22 protein-coding genes and 1 pseudogene are annotated in these 22,425 nt (G+C 63.4%); 9 read left to right on the forward strand and 14 right to left on the reverse strand.

What is annotated here, in order from left to right; translation table 11 throughout:
- Positions 1-14: 14 nt before the first annotated feature.
- From hpnK to P0D68_RS27970, 3 genes are read right to left on the reverse strand one after another with little or no spacing between them, the layout of a single operon-like run.
- On the reverse strand, positions 15-839 hold the full coding sequence (hpnK, locus tag P0D68_RS27960) for a hopanoid biosynthesis-associated protein HpnK (protein WP_408298104.1): 825 nt from the start codon (positions 837-839) through the stop codon (positions 15-17).
- Positions 829-2,103, reverse strand: a complete 1,275-nt coding sequence (hpnI, locus tag P0D68_RS27965) for a bacteriohopanetetrol glucosamine biosynthesis glycosyltransferase HpnI (protein WP_408298106.1) — start codon at positions 2,101-2,103, stop codon at positions 829-831. Before hpnI (P0D68_RS27965) ends, hpnK begins: the two co-directional genes overlap by 11 nt.
- A gap of 12 nt (positions 2,104-2,115) precedes the next feature.
- A complete protein-coding gene (locus P0D68_RS27970; protein ID WP_091793847.1) occupies positions 2,116-2,466 on the reverse strand; it encodes a hypothetical protein in 351 nt (116 codons plus the stop codon).
- Between the two features lie 324 nt (positions 2,467-2,790).
- Between P0D68_RS27970 and P0D68_RS27975 the strand changes: the two genes are divergently transcribed.
- Both P0D68_RS27975 and P0D68_RS27980 read left to right on the forward strand, forming a co-directional pair.
- On the forward strand, positions 2,791-3,450 hold the full coding sequence (locus P0D68_RS27975) for a response regulator (protein WP_408298108.1): 660 nt from the start codon (positions 2,791-2,793) through the stop codon (positions 3,448-3,450).
- Complete coding sequence (locus P0D68_RS27980) at positions 3,447-4,850, forward strand: ATP-binding protein (RefSeq protein ID WP_408298110.1); 1,404 nt, start codon at positions 3,447-3,449, stop codon at positions 4,848-4,850. Before P0D68_RS27975 ends, P0D68_RS27980 begins: the two co-directional genes overlap by 4 nt.
- A 97-nt stretch (positions 4,851-4,947) precedes the next feature.
- Here the strand turns inward: P0D68_RS27980 and P0D68_RS27985 are convergent, their stop codons facing one another.
- The 4 genes from P0D68_RS27985 to P0D68_RS28000 form a co-directional block, all read right to left on the reverse strand.
- Complete coding sequence (locus P0D68_RS27985; RefSeq protein ID WP_408298299.1) at positions 4,948-5,943, reverse strand: flippase-like domain-containing protein; 996 nt, start codon at positions 5,941-5,943, stop codon at positions 4,948-4,950.
- 103 nt (positions 5,944-6,046) lie between these two features.
- Positions 6,047-7,207, reverse strand: coding sequence for a bacteriohopanetetrol glucosamine biosynthesis glycosyltransferase HpnI (gene hpnI, locus P0D68_RS27990; RefSeq protein ID WP_091793839.1), 1,161 nt, complete (start codon positions 7,205-7,207; stop codon positions 6,047-6,049).
- Positions 7,204-8,625 (reverse strand): hopanoid biosynthesis associated radical SAM protein HpnJ, encoded by a 1,422-nt coding sequence (gene hpnJ, locus P0D68_RS27995; protein WP_408468777.1) that lies wholly within the window; start codon positions 8,623-8,625, stop codon positions 7,204-7,206. Before hpnJ ends, hpnI (P0D68_RS27990) begins: the two co-directional genes overlap by 4 nt.
- 175 nt (positions 8,626-8,800) lie before the next feature.
- The gene (locus tag P0D68_RS28000) at positions 8,801-9,004 is read right to left on the reverse strand and encodes a cold-shock protein (protein WP_007181784.1); all 204 of its coding nucleotides are present in this window, start codon (positions 9,002-9,004) and stop codon (positions 8,801-8,803) included.
- A 446-nt stretch (positions 9,005-9,450) separates the two neighbouring features.
- Between P0D68_RS28000 and P0D68_RS28005 the strand changes: the two genes are divergently transcribed.
- Entirely contained in the window at positions 9,451-10,896 is a 1,446-nt protein-coding gene (locus P0D68_RS28005) for an NAD-dependent succinate-semialdehyde dehydrogenase (protein WP_408298114.1), read from the forward strand.
- 222 nt (positions 10,897-11,118) lie between these two features.
- Here P0D68_RS28005 and kdgT read toward each other — a convergent pair whose 3' ends face one another.
- Complete coding sequence (gene kdgT, locus P0D68_RS28010) at positions 11,119-12,135, reverse strand: 2-keto-3-deoxygluconate transporter (RefSeq protein WP_408298116.1); 1,017 nt, start codon at positions 12,133-12,135, stop codon at positions 11,119-11,121.
- A 303-nt stretch (positions 12,136-12,438) separates the two neighbouring features.
- Between kdgT and kduI the strand changes: the two genes are divergently transcribed.
- The 3 genes from kduI to kdgR all read left to right on the forward strand — a co-directional run bounded on the left by kduI (position 12,439) and on the right by kdgR (position 15,125).
- Complete coding sequence (gene kduI, locus P0D68_RS28015) at positions 12,439-13,275, forward strand: 5-dehydro-4-deoxy-D-glucuronate isomerase (RefSeq protein WP_408298118.1); 837 nt, start codon at positions 12,439-12,441, stop codon at positions 13,273-13,275.
- A gap of 100 nt (positions 13,276-13,375) precedes the next feature.
- Positions 13,376-14,146, forward strand: a complete 771-nt coding sequence (gene kduD, locus P0D68_RS28020) for a 2-dehydro-3-deoxy-D-gluconate 5-dehydrogenase KduD (RefSeq protein ID WP_408298120.1) — start codon at positions 13,376-13,378, stop codon at positions 14,144-14,146.
- 91 nt (positions 14,147-14,237) lie between these two features.
- Entirely contained in the window at positions 14,238-15,125 is an 888-nt protein-coding gene (kdgR, locus tag P0D68_RS28025; protein ID WP_408298122.1) for a DNA-binding transcriptional regulator KdgR, read from the forward strand.
- Positions 15,126-15,181: 56 nt separating this feature from the next.
- Here kdgR and P0D68_RS28030 read toward each other — a convergent pair whose 3' ends face one another.
- Positions 15,182-16,114, reverse strand: coding sequence for a TauD/TfdA dioxygenase family protein (locus P0D68_RS28030; protein ID WP_408187848.1), 933 nt, complete (start codon positions 16,112-16,114; stop codon positions 15,182-15,184).
- 130 nt (positions 16,115-16,244) lie between these two features.
- Positions 16,245-17,057, reverse strand: coding sequence for a Crp/Fnr family transcriptional regulator (locus P0D68_RS28035; RefSeq protein WP_408298124.1), 813 nt, complete (start codon positions 17,055-17,057; stop codon positions 16,245-16,247).
- 614 nt (positions 17,058-17,671) lie between these two features.
- Between P0D68_RS28035 and P0D68_RS28040 the strand changes: the two genes are divergently transcribed.
- The 3 genes from P0D68_RS28040 to P0D68_RS28050 all read left to right on the forward strand — a co-directional run bounded on the left by P0D68_RS28040 (position 17,672) and on the right by P0D68_RS28050 (position 18,573).
- Positions 17,672-17,803: a hypothetical protein gene (locus P0D68_RS28040; protein ID WP_408298126.1), complete on the forward strand. Its 132-nt coding sequence runs from the start codon at positions 17,672-17,674 to the stop codon at positions 17,801-17,803.
- Positions 17,804-17,856: 53 nt separating this feature from the next.
- Positions 17,857-18,246 (forward strand): hypothetical protein, encoded by a 390-nt coding sequence (locus P0D68_RS28045; protein WP_408187846.1) that lies wholly within the window; start codon positions 17,857-17,859, stop codon positions 18,244-18,246.
- A 78-nt stretch (positions 18,247-18,324) separates the two neighbouring features.
- Entirely contained in the window at positions 18,325-18,573 is a 249-nt protein-coding gene (locus P0D68_RS28050) for a hypothetical protein (protein WP_091800458.1), read from the forward strand.
- A gap of 51 nt (positions 18,574-18,624) precedes the next feature.
- On the opposite strand, the gene P0D68_RS28055 is transcribed toward P0D68_RS28050, so the two are convergent.
- The 4 genes and pseudogenes from P0D68_RS28055 to P0D68_RS28070 form a co-directional block, all read right to left on the reverse strand.
- Positions 18,625-18,867: a hypothetical protein gene (locus P0D68_RS28055; protein ID WP_091793819.1), complete on the reverse strand. Its 243-nt coding sequence runs from the start codon at positions 18,865-18,867 to the stop codon at positions 18,625-18,627.
- Between the two features lie 628 nt (positions 18,868-19,495).
- A complete protein-coding gene (locus tag P0D68_RS28060) occupies positions 19,496-20,137 on the reverse strand; it encodes a glutathione S-transferase family protein (protein WP_408298129.1) in 642 nt (213 codons plus the stop codon).
- Positions 20,138-20,270: 133 nt separating this feature from the next.
- A complete protein-coding gene (locus tag P0D68_RS28065) occupies positions 20,271-21,035 on the reverse strand; it encodes a ParA family protein (protein WP_408298131.1) in 765 nt (254 codons plus the stop codon).
- 157 nt (positions 21,036-21,192) lie between these two features.
- A pseudogene (locus tag P0D68_RS28070) lies at positions 21,193-22,101 on the reverse strand (4-hydroxybenzoate 3-monooxygenase); the annotation flags it as partial.
- Positions 22,102-22,425: the final 324 nt, after the last annotated feature.

Consider the following 22,425-nt stretch of genomic DNA (forward strand, 5'->3'; position numbering starts at 1 on the left):
CGCCGACCGCAAAACTACCCGGCCAGCACATCCGCAAAACCGCCGACCCGCACTCCCGCCGCGCGAATCGCCATGGCAACCTTCGCCGACAACAGCGCTTGCAATTCCGCCTCGTGCCGGTAATCGCGCATGCCGTCGCTCAACGCCCGCTCGCCCGCCACCGCCGGATGGCAATAAATCTCCCCCACCCCATGCGGCAGATCGGCGAGCGCCGCAAGCCACGCCACCTCGTCCATCCGCCCGCTATCCGCGATCCCAACCACATAATCGTTATGCGCGATGCCCGCGCGATCCAGACGCGCCTCGACCCGCGCGATCCACGGCCGCAACCATAGCGGCGCATTCGCTTCGAACGGCAAGCGCATGGCCTTCATTCCGTATTCGCGGCCGATGTCCAGAATCAGCCCAAGCACCGTCGGGTGCAAATGAAAGTGTTTGTGGGTGTTGACATGATCGAGCGTCAGACCGGTGTTCGCGAAGGCCTCGAACTGCGCGCGAATTTCCCGTGCAAGCTGCTTGCGCACGTGCGGCAAGAAAAAGAACCTCACGCCGTCCCACGCCATGTTGCTGCCAAAGCGGCCATGTTCGTCGACCAAAGCCGCAATCCGCTCGCGCGGCGCGCTCGCGACGCCGTCAGCCAGCACCAGATGCAGACCGACCCGCAGTTGCGGCAACGCACGCGCGCGCGCCACCGCGTCGCAGGCGGCCGGCGCGCCGACCATCAGGCTCGCGGCGCTCAGCACACCGTCGCGATGCGCGCGCTCGACCGCCTCGTTCACGCGCGCGTGCAGTCCGAAATCGTCGGCGGTCACGATGAGTCCGCGCGGCTTAGCGACCATCGGACGCCTCCGCGACATCCATCACGTTCATCGCGCCGCCGCGCGCCGCCCTCGACGTGGAAGTCTCGACGGGCACACGCGCACCGCGCCACACCACGTGCGAGCCGAACGCGCCCGCCAGCCACTGCAACGCCAGCAAGGCATCGCGCAAGGGCACGAGCGGCAGATCACGCCAGAAAGTACGCCCATGGCGCGCGGAGCGCCAATGCAACAGCAGACGGGCAGCGAGGCCGATCGTCGTGCTGGTTGCGCACGTGAGCTCGGCCCACACGTGGGCCGCGTGGGACGTATTCGCTGCAAGGCTGGCGGTGAGCCACGCGCCGGTTAGCAGCCAGGGCGTGGGAAAGGTGATGAAGAGGAACGCGAAGCCGAGCGGGTTCACCGAGCGGATCGTGCGCAGCCAGCGCGTTTCGCGCTGCCACAGCGCGGAGAACGTCGGCTCGATCACATCGGTGGCCACGATCACGCGAGAGAGTACGGTTTGCAGCCCGAGGGCGCGCACGTGTTCGGCCAGCCAGTAATCGTCCGCGAGACAGTTTTTCAGCACCTCGAAACCGCCGATGCGCTCGAGTGTCGCGCGCCGCAAAGCGAGCGTCGCACCGAAGCCGAAACTGCGCGAACCGGCCGCGTGCGCGACACGCACCGACGGCGCGAACCATTCGTTGATGAAGAGCGCGCCCACGCGCGGCCAGAAACCGCCGACACCTTGGGCCACGTAAAGACACGTGACCACGCCCACGCGCGGATCCGCGAGCGGCGCGGCCACGCTGTCGAGATAATGGTCTTCGACGGCAATGTCGCTATCGGCGATCACGATTACCTCATGGCGGGCCCGCTCCGCCATGTTGATCAGATTACTGACCTTGAGATTGCTGCCGTGCACGCGCGTATCGATCGCGAGTTCGATGTCGTGCAATGGATAGGCCGCCTGAAGCCGTCGGACCACGGCAATGGCCGGGTCGTCGGGCGAGGACACGCCGAGCACCAGCTGGAAGTATCCATGGCGCTGCTCGCAGAAGGTCCGCAGATTTTCGTAGAGACGTGGCTCGGCGCCGCACAGCGGCTTGAGCACGCTGACACCGACATGTTTGAAGGGATACACCGGATGCGCGTTGCGCGAAGCGCCTTGAGCAGGACTACCCGTTACGCGCCGGCGAGAGGCGAAAAACGGCATCGCAACCGCCGCCAGCAGCGCGTACAGCGAAGCGCCGACGCATCCGCCGAGCAGGACCCATTGGCATGCTGTTAATGCGTGCGCCGCCATCGTCCCATTCCGTCAATGCTCGGCGAGCACGAACGGTCTGCCGGTCAGGCGCAGATGAAGAATCACGAGCCAGCGCCGCGGACAGTTCGAGGCGACCGCGACAGACCGTGCGGGCCGGCCGGCGCCTGTGGCGTAATGACCCTGCAGAGCGAAGTCGAAAGCGGCGTGCGCGAACTGGCGCGTGACGATCACACCGCTGACAATCACCGCCACGGCCAAAAGCCGGAACGGCGTGGAACCGAAGGCGTGCTCCGAAACCGGCCACACCAGCAGCCCGAGGCACACGAGCAACTCCGCGCCCATGGCCGTAAGCGAAGCCACCAGCAGGTGGGCGCGCAGCATATCGAGGGTGACTGGCTTCATGACTCGGTCTCGTTGCCTGACGAAATGCCTGGCGCCTTGCCTCGGCGCGACCCGTCGGCCCGAAAAACGGCCGACCGTCCATTCCATCGAGATGCCTACGATTGAACTGCAAAGACGTTGCAACAGACGCGAGACCGCGTGCTTGCAATGGCGCCGCGGCAAGGTTCTGTTGATGGCCGATAGTAGCGATTCAAGCTGAAGGAAACCTTAAGGAAGAAGGCGTATAAAGCGTGTTATGAACAGCATGGTTAAACTTCGGGCTGCGGTTCGACACCTGACCTGCCGGCCGCCATGCAAAAAACATCGAATGGAACGAATGGACCCATGCGCGTACTCCTCGTAGAAGACGACGATCTGATCGGCTGCGGTGTCGAAGCAGGACTGCGCCAAGCCGGCTTCACGGTCGACTGGGCCCGCGACGGCCACAAGGCCGGTCTCGCGCTCGACACGACCGCGTACGCGCTGGTGGTGCTCGATCTCGGGTTACCGCGCGTATCGGGCATGGATCTGCTCAAACGGCTGCGCGATTCGGGCAAGCACGTGCCGGTGCTGGTCCTGACCGCGCGGGGCACGGTGGTCGACCGGGTCGATGGCCTCGAAGCGGGTGCCGACGACTACGTGGGCAAGCCTTTCGACCTGACCGAGCTGATCGCGCGCTGCCGGGCTCTGCTGCGCCGTGCGCAAGGCCGCAGCGTCGAGCAGATCCGCTATCAGCACCTGACGGTCAATCCGGCCGCTCAAACCGTCGAAGTGGGCGCGAAACGCGTGCCGCTCACCTCGCGCGAATGGGCCATCCTGATGCAGTTGCTGACCAACCAGGGCATACCGCAGTCGCGCTCGCGTCTTGAAGAAAGCCTGTATGGCTGGCAGGAAGAAATCGAGAGCAACGCGATCGAGGTGCACGTGTCCAATCTGCGCAAGAAGCTCGGCGCGAAGCTGATCAAGACGGTGCGCAATATCGGCTACGTGGTGGAGAAAGAATGATGGGCGCGTCGATCCGCCGGCGGCTCGTGCTGCTGGTTCTCGCGAGCATCGTGCTGATGTGGGGCATTGCGCTCGTGTCCAGCTATCGCCAGGCCGTGCGCGAAGTGAGCGAATGGGAAGGGGCGCGGCTCGCCGAACTCGCGCAGATTCTCGCGCTGCTCGATGAGCGCAATCTGACCACGCTCGCCAACGCCCGCATCGACGTGCGCGAAGAAGAAAGAGGCGGTGAGCCCGGCGCCAACGACAGCGACGACGACGATTCGCTGCCGCGCGACGCCCTCTTTCAGGTGCGCGGCGCGAACGGCGAGGTGCTGGCGGGCAGCCCGCAATTGCGCGCGCTCAACGCATGGGATCTACCGGTGCCGGCTGCGAGCGGCGCGCGGGACATCACGCTCAGCGGCCAGATGTATCACTCGTTCACCTTGCGCGACACGCTGCTCGGGCACACTGTGCGCGTCTTCGAACCGGCCAACACGCGCAGCGACCTGGTGAGCGGCGTCGCGAGCCGCATCGCCCGCCCCACGTTGATCGCGCTGCCGGTGCTGGCGGTGCTGGTGTGGTTCAGCATCGGCTGGAGCCTCGCGCCGCTCCGGGTCCTCTCGGGTGCGATCCGTACTCGTGGCGTGAACCGGCTGGAACCGGTCGATATCGGCCGCGCGCCGACCGAGGTGCGACCGCTCGTCGATGCGATCAATCTGCTGCTCTCGCGTTTGCTGCACTCGCTGGAGCGCGAGCGCGCGTTCACCGCCGACGCCTCTCATGAACTGAAAACGCCGCTGGCCGCGATCAAGGTGCAGGCACAGGTCGCACTGGCCGAAACGGACGAAGCGCGGCAACGGCTGGCAATGGAACGCGTGGTGCAAGGCGTCGATCGCAGCGCGCGGCTCGCGGAGCAATTGCTGCTGCTCGCGCGTCTGGACGCGCATGAAACCATGTCGACGGCGCCGCTCAAACCCGCCGTGGTGGCAAAAGACGCGCTGCTCGCCAACGAGCGCAACGCCCAGCAGAAAAACATTCACGTCATGCTCAAGGGCGACATGCGCGCCGAGATCAACGCGGAGCCCGTGCTAATCGGCATCCTGCTCGACAATCTGCTCGATAACGCGATCAAGTACGGCCGCGCCGGCGGCAGCATAGAAGTAGCCGTGCAGCACGCCGAAGACCGCGTGCAGGTGAGCGTACGCGACGACGGCCCCGGCGTCGCGCCCGACGATCTCGACCGTCTGACGAATCGTTTCTTTCGCGCGACCGGCAATCAGGCCACCGGCAGCGGGCTGGGACTGTCGATCGTCGCGCGGATCGCGGAGCACTTCGGCGCGAGCCTGCGTCTGGGTGCGGGCATTGGCGAACGAGGCCTCACGGTCGAGGTGTCGTTTCCCGCCTATGCTCAGGTGAGCTGAGAAGATCGCGACGCGAACTGACGGCGCGCCGTCCCCCTCACCCGCAGTTGCTCGCTATACGCGCCACGCCGTCCGCGTGCCCTGTCCGTTCGTCTCGCTAAGGTGCGCGCTCGAAGGCTCGCTGCGGCGCCCGATTCGACGACTCCGCGAACTGCCACGCAACCAGCCCCGGCACGAACATCACGAGGTCGCGAACGCGCCGTGCGCCGGCCAGCGCGAGACAGGTGGAGGGATCGAGGCCAAGCGCGCCGCCGATCAGAATGAAGCCGCCCTCCTGCACGCCGAGCCCGCCCGGCACGAAGAAGGCCGCGCTGCTGATCGCCTGGATCAGCGATTCGATCACCACCGCTTCGACGAGCGTGACGTGCACGCCGAGAAAGTACAGCGCGAGCCAGATTTCCAGCGACGTGAGGAAACACTGCAACGGTTGCCAGAAGAACAGATAACGCACCACCACGCCACGCCTGCGCCAGATCAGCTTGATGGCCTGATCGATCTGCGCCGACTGTCCGACCAGCGCGGCGAGCTTGCCGCTCGTCATATGATTGAGTGTGCGCGTGATGCGCTCGAACGGACTGGCGTGCTGCACGAGCGAGAACAGCACGAGGAGCGGCGTGAGCACCACCACGCCCCATGCCAGTTGTCCGGCGAGCCGCAGCGTATCGGAATGCGCATGCGCGAACAGGAAGCCGATGCCGACCATCGTGAAGAGCAACTGGCTGATCACAGTGAGCTGCATGTCGACGATGATGCTGCCCACCGCCGTGGACGGCCGCACGCCCCAACGCCTGAGCATGCGAAACGACACTACTTCGCCGCCGATGCGCGCCACCGGCAGCATGCTGTTGACCGATTCGCGCACCCACACGAGGTGCAGCATCTGGAACACGCCCGGACGGTTCGCGCCGCGAATCAGCGAACGCCAGTCGCAGGCATTGGCGAGCATCGGCAGCACGTGGGCGAGCGCGGCCAGCAGCAGTCCCACGCCGGCGGCGCGCAGCGCGCCGAGCACGGCGGCGGGATTATCCTGCCAGACGAGCCAGAGCGAGACCAGCAGGCCAACTAGCGCGGCGACGCGGCCGAGGTGTTTCATCACGCGCCCACCTCGTGCGCGCGCTTCAGGCGCGTTGCTTCGCGTTTGAAATCTGCTTCGAAAATACGACTCATCATTGCCGATCCAGGCTGCCCTTCGTCCGTCATTCGTCCTGCGCCGCCGACAACAGGCCGTCGCCGTCCACCTTGAAGCTGAAGCCTCGCCAGATCACGCGCGACGACCAGAAGCTCGCGACGAAAATCGCAAACGATACGATATCCCATATTGGCAGCAGCCACAGGTCACGATGCGCCTGCTTCAGCGCGCGATCGGACAGCAGCTTCAGGGCAAGCCGCGCGCCGACGGCGGCCAGCGCGAGCGACCACGCCCACCAGCCGCCCGCCGAGAAGATAACCGCGAGCAATGCGAACGCGAACGGATGAACCAGTGCCGAGCCAAGATGGCCGAGCGGATCGATGCGGCGGATCGTGCGGCTCCAGCGCAACTCGTGCTCGATCAACTGTGCCGCGCTCGATTCGACGCAGGCATGCGAGATGGTGAACGGCGGAATCACCACCTTCTCGCCGGTCAGCCGCACCGCTTCACCGATTGCGTGATCTTCCGCCAGATGCCGCACGAACGGCGTCAGGCCGCCGATGTTGTCGAGCGTATCGCGCCGCATCGCGATCGTCTGGCCGAAGCACGGGCGCGCGAGCCCGAGCGCGAGGCCCGTCACGACGCCTGGCAGGAACTGATAGTTGGTCGCCTTGGCCGACAGGCGCGGCCAGAAACCGGGATCGGGCTGTCCGCGATACGCACAGGTGACGAGTCCGACGCCGGGCTTCTGCAATTCGCCTATCACGTGGCGCAGATAGTCCGCTCCGACGCTCACGTCGCTGTCGGCGAAGACGAGCACGTCGTGCCGCGCTTGCGGCAGCATATTGAGGATGTTGCTGATCTTGCGGTTCGGCCCATAGAGGCGCGCATCGGCCACTACGGTGATGTCCGCTTCGGGATGCAGGCGCCGCAATTCGTCGACGGCTTGCAGCGCGGGATCGGCGGAGTCGTGCACGCCGAACAGAAACTGCACGGGCCCCGGATAGTTCTGCCGGCAGAAGCTCGAGAGATTGTCGAGCAGCGCCCACTCGTTACCGTGCAGCGGTTTCACTATGGTAACCGGCACGAAGTCGGTCGGCTCGGACACCGCGCGTTTGAAGAACCGTCCGATCAGCACACCGGCGAGCGCGGTGTAGCCGATGCCGAGGACCGCGCCCGCCGCGCACGCGCAGGCGAGCGTGACGGCGGCCAGATGCGCGGCGCTCACGCCTGGCGGGCGCGCAGGAAACGGAAGAATTCGACGCCTTCACGCAAGCGCCGCTTCATCATGTCCCAGCTCGTCAGCATCTCGCGCAGGATTTCCCAGATCTTCGACGGCCGGAAATAGAAACGCTTATAGAAGTTTTCTAGCTGATGGTAGATCTCGTCGCGCGACAGGTGCGGATAGCCGATCGCCGCGAGCTGCACGCCTGATTTGCTGACGAGGTTGATCACCTTGTTCTCTTCGAGCCAGCCGTTTTCAACGGCCTCGTTGTAAAGCCTGGTGCCGGGATACGGCGCGGCGAGCGACACCTGGATCGTGTGCGGATTGATCTCCTTGGCGTATTCGATCGTCTTCTGGATCGTGTCCTGCGTCTCGCCGGGCAGACCGAGAATGAAGGTGCCGTGAATCTTGATGCCGAGCTTGCGGCAGTCGTCGCTGAAACGGCGCGCGATATCCGTGCGCAGCCCCTTCTTGATGTTCAGCAGAATCTGGTCGTCGCCGGACTCGTAGCCGACCAGCAGCAGGCGCAGGCCGTTTTCCTTCATGATCTTCAGCGTCGAATACGGCACGTTCGCCTTCGCGTTGCACGACCACGTCACGCCCAGTTTCCCAAGACCGCGGGCGATTTCCTCAACGCGCGGCTTGAAATCGGTGAACGTGTCGTCGTCGAACATGATCTCCTTCACTTCGGGCATGTTGTCGCGAATCCACTTCACTTCGGCCAGCACGTTCTCGACCGAGCGCGTGCGGTAGCGGTGGCCGCCCACGGTTTGCGGCCACAAGCAGAACGTGCACTTCGAGCGGCAGCCGCGGCCCGTGTAAATCGACACGTACGGATGCTTCAGATAGCCGATGAAGTAATTGTCGATCTTCAGATCGCGCTTGTAGATGGGCGCCACGAACGGCAGCTCGTCCATGTTTTCGAGGATCGGGCGCGCTTCGTTGTGCTCGATCGAACCGTCGGCGGCGCGATAGCTGAGGCCCTTGATCTGCGAGAACGGTTTGCCTTCGGCCACTTCCTGACAGGTGAAGTCGAATTCCTCGCGGCAGAGGAAATCGATCGCCTCGGTGGCAACCAGCGAATTGTGAGGATCGACGGCGACCTTCGCGCCCACCATGCCGATCAGTACGGAAGGCTTGCGCTTCTTCAGGTCTTCGGCGAACAGGGCGTCGGTGGGAAAGGACGGCGTGCTGGTGTGGATCACCACCAGATCGTATTGCTGCGCAATGTCGAGCGTTTGATCCACCGACAGACCATCTGCCGGTGCATCGAGCACTCGGCTATCGGGCACGAGTGCCGCGGGCTGCGCAAGCCACGTCGGATACCAGAACGAGCGGACTTCGCGTTTGGCCTGATAGCGCGAACCCGCGCCACCATCGAAGCCGTCGTACGACGGCGCCTGCAAGAACAGGGTTTTCATGGATGCTCCAGCAAGCCTCGTATCGGCGCTTTCTGTTCAGTAACGACAAAAAATCAGAAATTTTGCCCGCCGGGCGGCGGGTAATCGCGCAAATACTACGGAGCAAAGCTGAAGGAAACCTTAAGGAAAATACCGGCCGGCCGCGCGCCTGTCACGCGCGAACCGGCCTTTCAGTTCAGACCGGCTTGATATCCGCCGCCTGCTTGCCCTTCGGTCCCTGCTTGATTTCAAAGCTGACCTTCTGGTTTTCCTGCAAGGACTTGAAACCCTCGGAACGAATTTCCGAGAAGTGAGCGAACAGATCTTCACCGCCGTCGTCGGGGGTGATGAAGCCAAAGCCTTTCGCGTCATTGAACCATTTCACTGTACCGGTTGGCATGTCGATTCCTCGTGCATCTGGGTTGATTGGGCTGCATTCGCCGGGTTTCGCTCGCCGCTGCGAACGTTGCCTAACGCGCTGCTTCGCGTACCGCCTTGCGTACTGCTTTCGCCTGCTCGAGCCGGCTTTTTCCCTGCTTTTCTCTGCTTTTGCCTGCCCGAGCCGGCCTCCAGCACCATCCACGGCCGCGGGTCCGCGCCGGTTCCTGCCACTGCTGTTCGACTCTACGCTTCTTTGCGCGGCACCGCTTTGGGCAGTTTCCCGCTGTCGCGCCAGCCGCGCCGCAAGACGCGTGCCGCGCGGCGCGGCCGGGCCGCCCGTCGGTGCGATTTTGCACAATCAGATAAGATGATTGGTATCGGCAGTCCATCCAGGGCCCGCGCAGATTCAGCCCCATGTTTCACTCGCGCGCGGCCTGTCGTCTTCCCCTATACAGGAACCCCAGCATGGCCATTTCGAGCTATACCGATACCCGACTTCTGATCAACGGCGAGTGGTGCGACGCCGCCAGCGGCAAGACCCTCGACGTCATCAACCCGGCCACCGGCCAGGCCATCGGCAAAGTGGCGCACGCCGGCATTGCCGATCTGGACCGGGCGCTGGCCGCCGCGCAGCGCGGCTTCGAAGCCTGGCGCAAAGTGCCGGCCAACGAGCGCGCCAACACCATGCGCCGCGCCGCCGCGCTGGTGCGCGAGCGAGCGTCGGACATCGGCCGCCTGATGACGCAGGAACAGGGCAAGCCGTTCGCCGAAGCGCGCGTCGAAGTGCTGGCGGCAGCGGACATCATCGAATGGTTCGCCGACGAAGGCCGCCGTGTCTACGGCCGCATCGTGCCGTCGCGCAACCTTGCGGCGCAGCAACTCGTGCTCAAGGAGCCGATCGGCCCGGTGGCGGCGTTCACGCCGTGGAATTTCCCGGTCAACCAGGTGGTGCGCAAGCTGAGCGCCGCGCTCGCGTGCGGCTGCTCGTTCCTCGTCAAGGCGCCGGAAGAAACCCCGGCGTCGCCGGCAGCGCTGCTGCAGGCCTTCGTCGAAGCCGGCGTGCCGGCGGGTACGGTCGGCCTGGTGTTCGGCGACCCGGCTGAAATCTCCAGCTATCTGATTCCGCATCCGGTGATCCGCAAGGTCACGTTCACCGGCTCGACGCCGGTCGGCAAGCAACTGGCGGCGTTGGCCGGCGCACACATGAAGCGCGCGACGATGGAATTGGGCGGTCACGCGCCGGTCATCGTGGCCGAAGACGCCGACGTGGCGCTCGCCGTGAAGGCCGCAGGTGGTGCGAAGTTTCGCAATGCCGGTCAGGTATGCATCTCGCCCACGCGCTTTCTCGTGCACAACAGCATCCGCGAGGAATTCGCCGCGGCGCTCGTCAAGCACGCTGAAGGCCTCAAGCTGGGCGACGGGCTTGCCGAGGGCACGACTCTCGGGCCGCTCGCCAACGCGCGCCGTCTGACGGCAATGAGCAAGGTGCTCGACGACGCCCGCAAAACCGGCGCCAAGGTGGAAACGGGCGGCGAGCGCGTGGGCTCGGAAGGCAACTTCTTCGCACCGACCGTGCTGACCAACGTGTCGCTCGAAGCCGACGTGTTCAACAACGAGCCGTTCGGCCCGATCGCCGCGATCCGCGGCTTCGACACACTGGAAGAAGCGATCGCCGAAGCCAACCGTCTGCCGTACGGTCTCGCCGGCTACGCGTTCACCAAGTCGTTCGCCAATGTGCATCTGCTGTCGCAGCAACTGGAAGTCGGCATGCTGTGGATCAACCAGCCGGCTACGCCGTCGCCGGAAATGCCGTTCGGCGGCGTGAAGGATTCGGGCTACGGCTCGGAAGGCGGCCCTGAAGCGATGGAAGGCTACCTGGTCACCAAGGCCGTATCTGTGATGGCGGTCTAAGGTTCGCGCAGGCGGCGTTTTCGCCGCCTTCCGCCAACGCTTCGTTACACTGCACCGGGTCCGTGAGCCGTCGCTCGCGGACCTTTTTTATTGTCATGAGCACGGGCGAACCCGCAGCCACTACCCGCAAGCGCAAGCAACCACAGGCCAATCGCGCGACCTGCTGACGCCTGAACCCGCTTACGTCTATCAGGAACGCAAGCGAGCCGGCTTCAACCCGCCCTACACATGCACGTCCCGCTCATTGAGCGGCGGCGCGCTTGCGGCCGCGAACTCCTCGCGCAACGCGTCGCGCGCATGATGCCGGCGCACCCACAGCGCCGTGAGGATCGGCACCAGAATCGCCGTCACGAGACAGGCCGTCGCCACCATCGCGGTTGCGGCAGGCACCAGAGGCTTGAAGCTCGGAATCATCTCGCCGATGATCGCCGGATTGGCCACCGCGGCCCCCGCCGTCGACGAAGCCGCCAGCCCCGCCGCTCCATTGCCGCCGGCGATCCAGCGGTCCGCGAGAATCAGCGGAATACCGGTCACCACGATCACGCCCAGACCCAGCACGATTCCCGGCACGCCGCTTTTCGCAATCACGCCGAGGTCGATGCCGTTACCGAGCGCAAAGCCGAAAAACGGGATCAGCGGATGCACGCAACGGCCGAAGAATTCGCGCAATTCGCCATCCAGATTACCCAGCACGAAGCCGATCAGAAACGGCAGCACCGCGCCGACGAACAGGCGCGGTTCGAAGAACGCCACGCCGGTCGCGCCGAGAATGATCATGCTGACGAGCGGCCCGGATTCCACCGACATCAGCACGAACGCGCCCGCCTCTTCCCGGGTTCCGTATTGCTGCATCACGGCCGCGTAGAGTCCGCCGTTGGTCATGTCCATCGAGGTCGTGATCGCCAGCACCGAAAGTCCGGCGAAGAGCCCCGCCTTGACGCCGTCGATCGGAATGAAGTGCGAGGCGACGATCGTCGCGATCCATGCCACGATCATTTTCGTCACCAGCAGCGTGCCGGATTTACGCAGTACGGTGCCGGTCGCCCGCAGATCGATGGTCGCGCCCATGCAGAAGAACCACACCGCCAGAATCGGCACGGTGCCGGTAATCAACCCATTGGTGAACGACCCGAAGTACTTGCCCGCGCCCGGCGCAAACGTGTGGACGCAGGCGCCGAGCAGCAACGGCACCAGCATCAGGCCGCCAGGAATGCGGTCGATGGCCTTCTTGAGCTTCATGCCTCCTCCGTGGACTTTGCGTCCAGTTATCGGGTGGATCACCCGGGGTAATGTCCCGTTCTTAAGCCGGGCTGCTCCCTTTCGGCGCAATATAGCACCGCCTCAGGAACGCCGTTCCGTTTCTATTGAAATTTGCGTTTATCGTTTACCCGTGCGTCTTCTGAAACCCTTGCCAGTCATGGTGACGCATTGCACTATTTTCGGACCACTGTTCCGAGACCGCATTTCTGCGCTACAGTCGAACCCAGAACGGCGCCTGCCTGGAGAGACGGCAAGGCGCGCCAACCGAGCGGAGAAAGCACCATGGAAGTGAGACAGGCCATCAACAGCGAATACGCGAAGACGCTCGACACCGCAGGGCTGCGCCAGGCGTTTCTGGTCGATCAGGTGTTCGAGCGCGATGCGTTGAAACTCACCTATAGCCATATCGACCGGATCATCGTCGGCGGCGTGTCGCCGGTGGCGCGCGCGGTCGAAGTGCCCGGCTCGCTCGGCAAGGCGATCGGCGTGAGTTATCTGCTGGAGCGGCGCGAACTCGGCGCGATCAACATCGGCGGCGACGGCTGGGTCGATGTGGACGGCACGCGCCATACGGTGCGCAATGAAGAGGCGATCTACATCGGCAAAGGCGCGCAGGCCGTCGCCTTCGGCAGCGACGACGCCACGCGCCCCGCGAAGTTCTACCTGAACTGCGCCCCCGCGCACACGTCGTATCCGACCCGCACGATAACGCTGGCGCAAGCCTCGCCGCAAACGCTCGGCGACCCCGCCACGAGCAACCGCCGCACCATCTACAAGTTCATCGTTCCCGAAGTGCTGCCCACCTGCCAGCTGTCCATGGGCATGACGAAGCTCGAACCGGGCAGCCTGTGGAACACCATGCCGTGCCATACGCATGAACGCCGCATGGAGGTCTATTTCTATTTCAACGTCGCCGCCGACGCCGCCGTCTTTCACATGATGGGCGAGCCGAACGAGACGCGGCACATTCTCGTGCACAACGAGCAGGCGGTGATTTCGCCGAGCTGGTCGATTCACTCCGGCGTCGGCACGCAGGCGTACACGTTCATCTGGGGCATGGTCGGAGAAAACCAGGTGTTCAGCGACATGGATCACATCGCCGTTGGGGACTTGCGTTGACGGGCCGCTTTCTTCGTCGCTTTCTTCGCCCGATTTTCAACTGCTCGCTTTGCTGCTCGCTTAACTGCTTCTCTCGCGCCAGGAACTCCCGGCGCACGACATGGGCATGAATACCGTGAACACCTTTGATCTCACCGGCCGCGTCGCCATCGTCACCGGCAGCAACACGGGCCTTGGCGCGGCCATGGCGCTCGCGCTGGCAAACGCCGGCTGCGACATTGTCGGCGTGAGCCGGGCCGACGCCGGCGACACGCCCGCGCGCGTGGCCGCAACCGGCCGACGCTTCGCGGACGTGCGCGCCGATCTCGGCTCGATCGCGCCGGTCGAGGACATCGTGCGCGCCGCGGTCGAGGCTTTCGGCCGCATCGACGTGCTGGTGAACAACGCGGGCATCATCCGCCGCGACAACGCGCTCGATTTCACCGAAGCCGACTGGGACGCGGTCGTGGACGTCAATCTGAAGAGCCTGTTCTTCCTCTCGCAGGCCGCCGCGCGGCAGTTCGTCAAGCAGCGAAGCGGCGGCAAGATCATCAATGTCGCGTCGATGCTGTCGTTTCAGGGCGGCATACGGGTGGCCTCCTATACGGCATCGAAAAGCGGCGTGCTCGGGCTCACGCGGTTGCTCGCGAACGAATGGGCGGCGCAAGGCATCAATGTGAATGCGATCGCGCCAGGCTACATGGCGACCGCGAACACGGCGGCCTTGCGCCACGATGCGCAGCGCAACGACGAGATTCTCGGCCGCATTCCGGCCGCCCGTTGGGGCACCCCGGACGACCTGGCGGGCCCGGTCGTGTTCCTCGCGTCATCCGCTTCGGACTATGTGCACGGGCATACACTGGCGGTGGACGGCGGCTGGCTCGCGCGTTGACTCGGCAGCGCGCGCGGGACGCGGTATGCTCTCGGCGCGTCGCCGACACGCGCGTTGGCGGCGCGGCAACGCATAGACAGGGAAGAAGGCAATGGCAGCAACAGGCAAACAGCGCAAGGACGACGCCCCCGCCCACCTACAGGACGCGGAGAACGCCGACTTCGGCGGCATGGGCGGCATGGTTTGCGACAAGGGCGAATCGGCCTCGTCGATCGGCCGGGTCTTCGCGATTCTCGGCGCGATCGGCGACAGCGGACAGATCGGCATTAGCGAACTGTCGCAGCGGCTCGGCATGTCGAAGACCACCGTGCATCGCGTGATCCAGACGTTGAAGTCGCTCGGCTACGTGACGCAGGAAGTGGAAACCGAGCGCTACCGGCTGACCATCCGTCTGTTCGAACTCGGCGCGAAAGCGTTGGAAAGCGTCGATCTGGTCCGCGAGGCCGACGTCGAGATGCGCCGTATCGGCGCGGCGACGCGCGAGGCGGTACACCTCGGTGCTTTCGACGAAGACGCCATCATCTACATTCACAAGATCGACGCCGATTACGGGCTGCGCATGCAATCGCGCATCGGCCGGCGCAATCCGCTGCATAGCACGGCGATCGGCAAGGTGCTGCTCGCGTGGATGGAACCGGCCGACGCGCGCGAAGTGCTTTCCCACGTCGAATTCCGCAAGTCGACGCAAAAGACGCTCGCCTCCGCCGAAGCCGTGCTCAGCATCCTGCCGCGCGTGCGCGAGCAAGGCTACGGCGAGGACAACGAGGAACAGGAAGAAGGCCTGCAGTGTCTCGCCGTGCCGGTGTTCGACCGCTTCGGCCGCGTGATCGCCGGTTTGTCCATTTCATTTCCGACCATGCGTTGCGGCGCCGACACCAAGTCGCACTACGTCGCGCTGCTCAGAAAGTCGGGCCTCGCGATCTCGACGCGGCTCGGCTATCGGGAAACAACCGCGCCGGCGCAGCTCGCCACTGAATAGCCGCGCCATGCGCGCTGAACGAAACCACTCGCGAGCAATCGAGGTGAGCGCGACCCTCAGGCCGCCTTCGCCGCCGGTCTCGGTTCGACACTGCGCGTGAAGCTGCGGCGGCCGTCGACGCTGACCGGCACATCGCCTTTCAGCGTGACGCGCCGCACCACCCGGTGGGCGTCGCCATAGTCGTTGACCGCGTAGTGCTGGGTCGCGCGGTTGTCCCAGATCGCCACGTCGCCAGTCTGCCAGCGCCAGCGCACGATGTTCTCCAGCCGCGTCACGTAGCCTTGCAGCAGTTCGAGCACATGCGCCGACGCACTCGGCGTGAGGCCCACGAAACTCTTCACGAAGTGCCCGAGAATCAAGGTCTTTTCGCCGGATTCCGGATGCACGCGCACGACCGGATGCTCGGTCTCGTAGCGCGTGGACACGAACGCCTCGCGGTAACGTTTCAACGCCTCGGTATCGCGCCCGCGCTCGCCGACGTTCGCGTGGTTCGCATAGTCGTATTCGTTGCTGTGCACGGCCCACAATTGTTCGGCGAGCGCTTTGAGTGGCGGCGGCAGATCGTCATAGGCGGTGGCCGTGTTGGCCCATACCGTGTCGCCGCCCACTTCCGGAATCGTCACGCCGCGCAGGATCGACGCTTGCGGATAGGCATCGACGAAGGTCACATCCGTATGCCATGAATTCGCGCGGCCGCCGCGATGCGAGTCGAGTTCGAGCAGATAGTCCGTGCCGTCCACCACCGGCACCGTGGGATGCGAAACCGGCTCGCCGAGCAGCTTGGCGAACGCTTCCTGGTCGGCGTCCTGCAAGTGCGTCTGGCCGCGGAAAAAGATCACCTTGTGACGCAGCAACGCCGCGCGAATGGCTTCGAGCGTTGCGGGCTCGAGCTGGCCGGACAGCCGTACGCCGCGAACTTCCGCGCCGATGCGGCCAGTGACGGGATGAATGTCCAGTGCGTTGGACGTCGCGAGACTGAGGTTCGACATGTGATGCAACTCCCGGTTTGAGGACAGGACAGGTCTGAATCGACGAGTCATTATCGACAGGGTGGGCGCCGCGAATCTATCGCGCTTTGGACACTTGATAGAAGCGCTTTTTATATCGTTATCAGTCTTCTCACGCGGCCTCGCTCAGTTCGCGCAGCGCCTTCATGTCGATCACGGTCAGGCGGCTATAACGCACGTCGACGATACCGTTGCGCACCAGCCAGCGCAGTTCCTTGTTGACGCTCTGCCGTGACGCGGCAAGCAAGGCCGCGAGATCCTCCTGTGAGAGTCTGATCGTCAACTCGACGCCCCGCTCCGTTTGTCTGCCATGCCATTCGGCGAGCGCGAGCAACTGGTCCGCCATGCGCGCGCGAAAATCCGCCAGCGCAGCCCTGCTCATGCGGCCGTGCAGTGCGCGGCTGCGCAGGCAGATCAGATCCAGCACGTTACGCAACAGCACCGGCTCGCGGGCGAACAGATCGAACAGCGCTTGACCGGGAATGTGGAACAGCGTGGTCGACCCGTGCGCGCGCTGATCATGCATCGAACCGCGCCGGTCCAGAACCGGAATGAAATTGATGACCTCGTTCGGCCACATATACACCGCCACCGCGCGGACGCCGGCCGCGTTGGTCCAGCTCATTTCGATCGCGCCGGACAGTACGACCTGAATGTCGTCGCACGGCTCGTCGCGCGCGAAAATCAACTCGCCATTGGTCCACGTGCGAAGGTGGCCGGCGTCGCACAGCGCGTCGATCGCCTGGGCAGGCCAACTCTTCAGGCACGGGTTCGCGGTGAAGGCCGCGTGGATCGCCTCGCGCAGATCGGCGTCGAGCTTGCGGCCGTCGCGCTGCGACCACTCCAATGGCACAGCACGCGAGGGCATCCGGCGCGCGGCGAGCGCCGCGGCATCCGGCGTGAACGCTTCGGTAAGTGTGCTCATGGCTGACCGGCAAGAAATGCGATTGAACAGAATCGACCGACGGACAGTCGATCCCGTGATCTAACCAGTCTTGGCGACGCGCGTAAAAGACTTGTTTTTCATGTGCTTATCACGCGCGACGTTCCAGGTTCGCGCGCGGACGTCACCGCGTCGATATCGACGTAATCGTGTCGCTACGCATGCCGGGCGCCAATGGCGACTGTCCACGTCCTGACACTCACGCGCAATGTTTCGGCGGATCATCAATCGACCGGAGCGATTCAATCGGCCAACAGCGCCGGTCAGCAACTTAGTCTGCAACTGAATGTATCCGTACGGCATGGATGCGGTAATCCTGCCCGCCACGAGACCGGGTGCCGCCGATCCACACGCCGATCGGCCCGCAGCGCTTTGCGCGAGGGTCGACCATCACGCTGTATTTGCAGTGCGTTCAATGGCTTGCGCGCCGATCGCCGCATAATCCGCCCTCTTCTCACCAGGCTCTGGCGTGCGCCCCTTACGCGGTACACGCGTTGTCGCCACACGCGCCTATCGACACGTCCTGTTACACACAAACACACCGGAAATACGGCCGGTCAGTAGAGTTCGGGTCACAAGGAAACAGGAGCAACGTCATGAAAAGAATTTTCGCGCTGGCCATTCTCGCCGTCACGTTCGGCGGTGCATTGAGCGGTTGCATCGTCGTCCCCGAGGGCGGTTACCACGATCATGACCATTATCGCTATCACGATCGCGACCGCTATTGAGCGCGAGCCACACAAGACTTTCCACTCACTATCGTAGAAGCGGGAAATACAACATGAACAAATCACGAAACCGCTGGCTGTCCATGGCGATCGTTGCGGGACTCGGAATCGGCGCATCGTCAGTCGCGCTGGCCCACGTCGATGTGGGTGTGAACATCGGCATTCCCGGCGTCGCTTACGCGCCCGAACCCGTGTATGCCCCGCCCCCGCCGCCGGTTTATGCTCCGGCTCCGCCGGTGGTCGTGGTGAGTCCGGGCTGGTACGGCGAGCGCTATTACGACGGCCACCGCTACTGGGAACGGCGCGAGTGGGAAGAGCGTCACCGCGACGGACGCGAATGGCACGAGGCGCGTGGTCCGCACGGCGACTGGCGCGGTCACGATAACGGCTGGCATGGCCATGGCGACGATCGCGGCTACGGTCACGGTCACGGCGATCATTGATGCACGCGGCACGGTCGCGTTGATGACGCGACCGTGCCGCGCACGCATGCGCGCCACCTAATCCGCGGGAGCAACATTGTGCTACGCAGCGATCCACTCCGAGTCACCGCGCAAATCAACGACACGCTGATCTGCGCCGAATACAGCGAGCAGACCGGCCAATTGTGTTTGCGTCAGGATGGCACACTGCTGCGCGAATGGTTTCCACCTCACTCGTGGATCGCGATTGCGTCAGTAGCGGGCGCGCGGCACTGGGGCACGCGGCCTAGTAATGATGATCTGCTGGCGCTGCTGCACAACGAAATGACCCTGTTGCGCGCGCCATAGAAAACAATCCGCCCGCGCGGCGATGTGTTCGCCGCGCGCTTCGTCGTTTGCTTAACGAATGTTGCGGATCGGCGGCGAATACGAACTCACCGTCGTGTCGTTACCATAACCCGCTTGCCACGTGCCACGGCTGCCTGAGCCATAACCGCTCTTGTCCGTTTGAGCCGATTGTTGCTGGCCCGAGGCCTGCGCTTGCACGGCTTGCGACGCGGCGTCATTGGACGACTGGGCGAACGATGCTACCGGCGCGGCAAGAACAACGGCGATAGCAACAGCTTGAATGAGCGACTTCATGAAACCACCTCCAGAGATTGTCTTTCTACGCGCTGCGGATGGGGCTGTTGTTGCAGCGGTGAATACAGTGTAGGTGCCCGGCGCGGGCGGATAAATCCGACAATCCTGAATTCACTGTTGCTGCTGCCACTACAATTGAAAAACGGTTGGGCAGCCGGTGTTTTCTAAAGGCATTTGTTGAAAAAACGCTGCTTTCTCTGTTCGGACGAGGGGACTGTTCTGCATGGCGCGCACAGTGCCTGTTTTGCGGAGCAGCAGTCATTCAGAGCGCTATACCACGCAGGCTCGGTCGCTTCAGCGAGTGCGGCGGCTCGGCCCCGGTCTCCATTCCGAACGCTTCTCCACTCCGAACAATGTATTTTCGCTGGGCGGCCGCGTTCAATCGGATGTTTTCCGCCATTCAGCTTCGCACGGCAGCCTCGCCGAACGAAGCGGGAAATCGCATTGGGTTTCTGAATCGCATTTTCAACTATCTGTATGCCGTGCGACGGGTTAGAAAGCGTCTAAAGGCATGGCATCGGCCAACGTACTACATATTCGAATGGATTCTGTTCGGCGCGATTATGGTCGCGCCTTTTCGCGACGCTTTGACCGAGTGAGGCGCATATGCGCCACGCCTCACGCCAAATCAGGGAGCGACCGCCACGGAAAAAGCCGGCCTGCCTTTGACCGCCTGAAGCCAGCGGTCCAGCGAAGGCAAAGGCTGCGGTGCCTGGAGCACGTTGGGAAACCGTTCAGCGAGATGCACCCAGCGGTGCGCCGCGAGGCCGACTCCGATATCGGCCACGGTAAAGCGATCCTGCGCGAGATAGTCGTGTTTCGCGAGGACAGCGTCGGCAATGCCTAGAAGTCGCGTTGCTTCGCGATATGAACGCTCGATGGCGTCATAGTCGCGTTGCTCCTCCGGCACTCGCGTCAGACCGAGGAACGCGACGCGCAACGTTGCCCAGAGCGTGCCGAGTTGCCAGTCCATCCAGCGCTCGACATCGGCACGCGCAGCGGGTTCGGACGGCAACAAGGTTTGCGCGTCGTATTTCGCGGCCAGATAGCGCACGATCGTATTCGACTCCCACAGCACGCACTCACCATCCACGAGCGTGGGCACCAACCCGTTCGGATTGAGCGCACGATACGGCGGCGTGTCGATCACGCCGAACTCGAGCCCGGCATCGATCCGCGAAAATTCCCGCCCTTCTGCGAAACCCAGTTCAGCGAGACACCACAGCACTTTTTGTACGTTGATCGAACTGCGTCTGCCATAGACCTGCATTGCATTACCTCGTTAGCGAGTGAACGTGCCCGATTATCACATTCACGAGCCCGCCGAACGGAATGATCAACGGATTCATTCCTCAGTCGCGAAAGCGATCCGGACACGCGTGACTAGCGAGGCATGCCTGAGACTATCCAATCAGCTCCCGATGCAATGCCATGAATTCATGGGCGAGTTTGTGACGCGGGTCGAAGTGAATCATCGGCTTCGCGTACTGATGCGACTCGCGAATCTTCACCGAAGTCGACAATCGCGACGCCAGCACAGGCAAGCCTTCGCTGATCAGCTCCTCGACCAGTTGAAGGGGCAGGCTTGCGCGCGGCTGAAACTGGTTGATCACGATACCTTCGACTTCCAGGCCGGCGTTATGGTCCTGCTGAATCTCCTTGACGTTGTCGAGCAGCGTATACAGGGCGCGGCGGGAAAAATCGTCGCAGTCGAAAGGAATCAGGCAGCGCTCGACCGCAATCAGCGCGGAGCGGGTATAGAAATTCAATGCCGGAGGCGTATCGATGTAAATCGCGTCGTACTCGTCCAGTTCGTTCAACGCGTCACGCAGCTTGTAGATCTTGTAGCGCGACTCCAGCTTGCCGTGAAGCGTGTCGAGATCCGGATGAGAGGGCATCACGTCGAGGTTTTCGAACGGCGTGCGGTGAATGAACGTCGAGACCGGCGTCGGTCTGAAGCTGAAACTCAAGGCCGTTTCGAAGAAGTCCGCGACGTTGGGCTTGAGATCGCTGGCCTCTTTGCCAAGCAGATACTGGCTGGAGTTACCTTGAGGGTCGAGATCGATAACCAGCGTACGCAGGTTCTCGCTGGCGTTGATGGCCGCCAGGTTGCACACGATGGTCGATTTGCCCACCCCGCCCTTCTGGTTGAATATGACACGCCGCATTTGCCTCTGCCCCTTTTTCGAAGAACACACTAAAGGGAGAGCATACCCCGGCAAAATGACAGCGCGGACATAAGCCGCTGTCGTTTCGTCCCGCTGCATTCGCCGGGAAAGATTTCATCTATGCGTGAGTGTGCGACGGCCGGATGCTTTGTGCGCGCGCCACCGCCAGATTCATACCCTTCGCGCCGGTGGGCGGCACGATATGCGCCGCGTCGCCCGCCAGAAAGAGCCTGCCATGTTGCATGGTGTTCGACACGAAACTGCGCATGGCGACGATGTTCTTCTGAAAGATCTTGCCGTCGACGATTTGTCGGCCATCGTGCGAATCGACTCGTGCATGCAGTTCCGCCCAGATCCGGTCGTCGGACCAATTCTCCACCGAGTCTTTCGGGTCGCACTGGAAGTACATGCGCTGCACGTTCGGCGAGCGCGTGCTGATCAGCGCGAAGCCGCGTTCGTGACGCGCGTAGATCAATTCATCCGATGACGGCGGCGCTTCACACAGGATACCGAACCAACCGAACGGGTACACACGTTCAAAATCCTTGCGCAATGTCTGCGGAATCGACGCGCGCGACACGCCCTGCGAACCGTCGCGGCCGATCACGGAGTCGCATTGCAATTCGTACGCTTCACCCTCGTGGCGATAACGGATCGACGGCTGGTCGGTATCGATGCCGTAAATCGACGTGTCCGACACGCTGAAACGCAGCTTGCCGTCGTCGGCCATACGTGCCGCGACGAGATCCTTGATCACTTCGTGCTGTGCGTAGACCGTAATCGAATGCCCTGTGAGTCCGGTCAGATCGATGCGGCGCCGCTTGCCTTCGAACGCCAGCTCGAAGCCGTGATGCAGCGCGCCTTCGGCCTTCATGCGGGCGCCGACACCGGCTTCGGTCAACAGGTCCATCGTGCCTTGTTCAAGCACGCCGACGCGGATGGTGGATTCGATCTGATCGCGAGCACGCGACTCCAGCACGACGGAGTCGATACCACGCAATTGAAGAAGATGGGAAAGCAGCAGCCCCGCAGGCCCGGCACCGATGATGCCGACTTGAGTGCGCATGAATTGTCTCCTGAATGCGGCGTTAGATTTGCACTCAGTTTCGCGACTACGCGCTATATCGCGCAACGCGATACGGTGGATAGGCCGTATCGCGTTTGGAGATAAAGGGCTTGATTGGCCGCACACGGCCGCGGGCACAATTCGGCTCTAACGCCGTCCAGGCAGGGCTCGTGGCGCATTCGCTGCACGACTCATTCGTCGCGCGGCACGCACTACGTCAAGGTAAACCCCGAGCCGCTCTACGATGCGAGAAACAGGCGATACACCGGGTTTTGCGTCTCTTCCCAGTTCGGATAGCCGAGCGTGGCGAGAAAACGATCAAAA

The sequence above is a fragment of the Paraburkholderia sp. RL17-380-BIE-A genome, assembly GCF_046028085.1.
Taxonomy (GTDB): domain Bacteria; phylum Pseudomonadota; class Gammaproteobacteria; order Burkholderiales; family Burkholderiaceae; genus Paraburkholderia.